We start from the raw sequence: 2,901 nt of genomic DNA, 5'->3' as shown, positions 1-2,901 counted from the left end.
ATCAAGCGCTTGGCGACATAGTCGACACTGATGCCTGCACTCTCCTTGAGCACGCGGGTGTCGAGGATGCATTCATGCGCGACGCGTCCCTGCCTGCCCTTGTAGAGCACCGGGAAATGCGCACCGAGCCGCGTCGCGATATAGTTGGCGGACAGGATCGCCGTTTCGGTCGCCTGCTTCAGGCCCGAGGCGCCCATCATGCGGATATACATCCAGGTGATCGGCAGGATCGAGGCGCTGCCGAAGGGGGCGGCGGAGACGGCGTGCGCCGAGCCTTCGGTGACATGGCCGGGCAAATACGGCTTCAAATGCGCCTTGACGCCGATCGGCCCGATGCCGGGTCCGCCGCCGCCATGCGGTATGCAGAAGGTCTTGTGCAGGTTCATGTGGCAGACATCGGCGCCAATGTCGCCGGGACGGGCAAGCCCGACCAGCGCGTTGAGGTTGGCACCGTCGAAATAGACCTGGCCGCCATGCTCATGGATTAGTGCGCAGAGATCGCGTGCGCCTTCCTCGAACACGCCATGCGTCGAGGGATAGGTGAACATCAGCGCCGCGAGATTTTGCGCATGCTCAGTCGCCTTGGCCTTCATGTCGTCCATGTCGATGTTGCCGTCTTCGGTGCAGCGCACGACGACGACGTTCATGCCGGCCATCGCCGCGCTCGCGGGATTGGTACCATGCGCCGAGGAGGGGATCAGGCAGACGGTGCGGTGGTTGTCGCCGCGTGAGCGGTGATAGCCGCGGATGGCGAGCAGGCCGGCATATTCGCCCTGGCTCCCGGCATTGGGCTGCAAGGTGACGGCGTCGAAGCCGGTGATCTCCGACAGCCAGTCCTCCAGCTCACCGATCATGGCACGGTAGCCTGTCGAGTGCGCGGCCGGGGCAAAAGGGTGCAGATTGGCAATGCTCGGCCAACTCACCGGCATCATCTCGGCGGCGGCGTTGAGCTTCATGGTGCAGGACCCCAGCGGGATCATGGCGCGGTCGAGCGCCAGGTCCTTGTCGGCCAGCCGGCGCAGGAAGCGCATCATCTCGGTTTCCGACTTGTTTTCGTGGAAAACAGGCTGGGTCAGGAACTCCTTGCCGCGCGGCTTGCCGGGCACCGTGCTGTCGGCGGAGACACCAGCCTTGGCGCCGAACAGGGCCGCTATTGCGTCGAGATCGGCCTCGGTCGAAGTTTCGTCGAAGGCAATGCCGATATGGTCGGCATCGACGGCACGCAGCAATCTGCCACCCTTTTCAGCCGCAGTGGCGATCGAAGTTGCCTTGCCCTTCACCTCCGCCGTCACCGTGTCGAAGCGGCTTGAACCGAGCACGGAGATACCTGCTGCTTTGAGCCCGGAGGCGAGACGATTGGCCAGCGTGTGGATGCGCCCGGCAATCGCCTGCAGCCCGGCGGGGCCGTGCCAGATGGCATAGGCAGTCGCCATGTTGGCGAGCAACGCCTGCGCGGTGCAGATGTTGGAGGTCGCCTTGTCGCGGCGGATATGCTGTTCGCGCGTCTGCAAGGCAAGCCGGTACCCAGGCCGGCCCTTGCTGTCGGTAGACTGGCCAACCAGGCGGCCGGGCATCAACCGCGTGAGCCTGTCGGAGACGGCGCAATAGGCCGCGTGCGGGCCGCCAAAGCCCATCGGCACGCCAAAACGCTGCATCGGGCCGACGGCGATGTCGGCGCCGAGCTTGGCCGGCGCGTCGGTCAGCGTCAGGCCGAGCGGGTCGGCGATGAAGACGACGATAGCCCCGGTCGCGCGCGCCTTTTCGATCGCTGCCTTGTGATCGCCATAGATGCCAAATGTATCCGGCCAGGAGACAAGCAGGGCGGCGGTGTTGTCGTCGATCGTTTCGCCATCGATCTCGATGCCGAGCGGCTCGGCACGGGTGCGCACCACGTCCAGCGTTTGCGGATGCGGCGTGCCGGCAAGTGCGACCTTGGTTCGCTTGTCACGGTGGTGGCGCAAGGCGATGCCGACGGCTTCGGCCACGGCGGTTGCCTCATCCAGCAGCGAGGCCGAGGCCACCGGCAGGCCGGTCAATTCGGTGACCAGCGTCTGGAAGTTGAACAGCATTTCGAGCCGGCCTTGGCTGATCTCTGCCTGATAGGGCGTGTAGGCCGTGTACCAGGCAGGATTCTCGAACAGATTGCGCTGGATAACCGGCGGGACATGGACGCCGTGATAACCGGCGCCGATGAAGCTTTTCAGCACCGTATTCCCCGACATGACAGCCGAGAGTTCGGCCAGCGCTTCCGCTTCGCTCGCCGGTGCTGGTAGGGCAAGCGGCCGATCGAGCCGGATCGACTTCGGTACGGACTGGCTGATCAGTGTCTCGATCGAGGGCACGCCGATGGCGGCCAGCATCGCCCTGGTGTCGTTGAGGCCGGGACCGATATGGCGGGCCGAGAAGGGGTAGGGTGCTGCGGTCATGTCAATAAGTCCTGATATCAACCGATATGGGCTTTGTAGGCGGCCTCATCCATGAGGCCAGAGAGCTGGCTTTCGTCGGCAAGCTTCATCTTCCACAGCCAGCCGGCCCCTGTTGCGGCCGAGTTGACCAGTGACGGATCCGACGACAGCGTGCCGTTGGCCTCTGTGATCTCGCCATCGACCGGTGCATAGACATCGGATGCCGCCTTGACGGATTCGACCACGACGGCGGTGTCGCCCTTGGTCAATTTTTTTCCGGTCTCCGGCAGTTCGACGAAGACGAGGTCGCCGAGCTGCTCCTGCGCGTAATCAGTGATGCCGACCGTGGCGATGCCGCCCTCGACGCGGAGCCACTCGTGATCCGATGTGAAATAGGTCGTTGCCATTGAGATCATCCTTTGCGGTAGCGATGGGGTGTGAAGGGCAGGGAACTGATATCGACTGGGATTTTCGTCCCGCGCACATCGGCGAAGAC

At 64.1% G+C, this 2,901-nt stretch carries 2 protein-coding genes; both read right to left on the bottom strand.

The window, feature by feature from the left end; translation table 11 throughout:
* Window positions 1-2,426: aminomethyl-transferring glycine dehydrogenase (gene gcvP, locus EN750_RS27215; RefSeq protein ID WP_127398509.1), on the bottom strand; the 2,426-nt coding region annotated here is incomplete at its 3' end.
* Between the two features lie 17 nt (window positions 2,427-2,443).
* Window positions 2,444-2,812, bottom strand: a complete 369-nt coding sequence (gene gcvH / locus EN750_RS27210) for a glycine cleavage system protein GcvH (protein WP_127320643.1) — start codon at window positions 2,810-2,812, stop codon at window positions 2,444-2,446.
* Between the last annotated feature and the right edge of the window lie 89 nt (window positions 2,813-2,901).

Source organism: Mesorhizobium sp. M7A.F.Ca.ET.027.03.2.1 (assembly GCF_003999175.1).
Lineage (GTDB): Bacteria > Pseudomonadota > Alphaproteobacteria > Rhizobiales > Rhizobiaceae > Mesorhizobium.
This window is presented reverse-complemented; position numbering and strand designations above follow the sequence as displayed.